General features: G+C 65.1%; 1 protein-coding gene. It reads left to right on the top strand.

What is annotated here, in order from left to right; genetic code table 11:
• The first annotated feature begins 99 nt into the window (after window positions 1-99).
• A complete protein-coding gene (locus G8760_RS29690; RefSeq protein WP_207782875.1) occupies window positions 100-1,275 on the top strand; it encodes an IS481 family transposase in 1,176 nt (391 codons plus the stop codon).
• Window positions 1,276-1,337: the final 62 nt, after the last annotated feature.

The raw sequence follows: 1,337 nt of genomic DNA, 5'->3' as shown, positions 1-1,337 counted from the left end.
TGTCCTGTTTCGGGACATCGCTGACAGTTGATGTCTCGGGACATCGCTGACACCTGAATTGTTGTGGACTGTGTGTTCATGACGGGGAGAGTGGCAGCGATGGATATCAGGATGGCCGCGGCGTTGGCTGGAGCGGTGCCGAACGTGTCGGTGTTCTGTGCTGAGCAGGGCATCAGTCGCCAGACGTTCTACAAATGGCGGCGTCGGTTCGCTGAGCAGGGCGTGGACGGGCTAGCCGAGCGGTCTCGTCGCCCGCTGAGCAGCCCAGCCGCTACGCCGGGCCAGGTCGAGGACGAGATCGTAAAGCTGCGTAAACGGCTGACCGAGGACGGCGAGGACAACGGCCCGGAACAGATCCGTTGGCGGCTGCTACGTGAACAGCCAACCGGTGTGGTGCCCTCGCGCACGACGATCTGGCGAGTCCTGGTCCGCCGTGGGCTGGTCACGCCCGCACCGGCCAAGCGGCCGAAATCATCGCTGCGCCGGTTCGTTTATGCCCGCCCGAACGAGTGCTGGCAGTCGGACTGGACCGCATGGTCGCTCACCGATGGCACCCCCGTAGCGATCGCCGGCACCCTGGACGATCATTCCCGCTACCTGGCCGGACTGGGCTGCGAACCCGGCGATGGCACCGGTCCTGGAGTCTGGGCGGTCATGACCGCAGCGATCAGCGAATGCGGCGTCCCAGCGATGTCGCTGACCGATAACGGCTGGGTCTACTCCGGCTACCGCCGCGGCCAGCAAGTAGCGTTTGAAACGAACCTCCACGCCCTGGGCACCCAGACCATCTGTTCCAGCCCGTACCACCCACAAACCTGCGGAAAGATCGAACGGCTCTGGCAAACACTGAAAAAATGGCTCCGCGCTCAAGACCCGCCCACCACCCTGGACGAACTAGACGCCCTCCTCACAGCCTTCCGTCACCACTACAACCACCACCGACCCCACCGCGCCCTCGCCGGCGCCACCCCCGCAGAAGCCTTCACCGCCACCACAAAAGCCCGACCAGCCCCCACACCTCTACCCGAACCCGTCACCACCACCACCAGCACCGTCACCCCCGGAGGCGCCATCAGCGTCGGCCGCTACACCATCAACGTCGGACGCCGCTGGGCCGGACACACCGTCACCACCATCCGCCACGGCCACCACACCACCATCTTCTCCGGCAACCGACTCGTCCGCGAACTCACCATCAACCCCAACCACCGCTACCAACCCAGCGCCCAACCCCGCTACGACCTACGCGGCCACCGCGAACCCCAACCCACATGACACACTCAAACCGTCAGCGATGTCCCGAGACACACCCGTCAGCGATGTCCCGAGACACCACA

Origin of the sequence: Phytoactinopolyspora limicola (assembly GCF_011320225.1) — a bacterium.
Classification (GTDB): domain Bacteria; phylum Actinomycetota; class Actinomycetes; order Jiangellales; family Jiangellaceae; genus Phytoactinopolyspora; species Phytoactinopolyspora limicola.
Note: the sequence above shows the minus strand (reverse complement) of the source record. Positions and strands in the feature narration are given on the sequence as shown.

Excerpts from the sequence above, each read along its gene's own strand:
- G8760_RS29690 (WP_207782875.1), top strand. The coding sequence starts at position 100 with ATGGATATCAGGATGGCCGCGGCGTTGGCTGGAGCGGTGCCGAACGTG.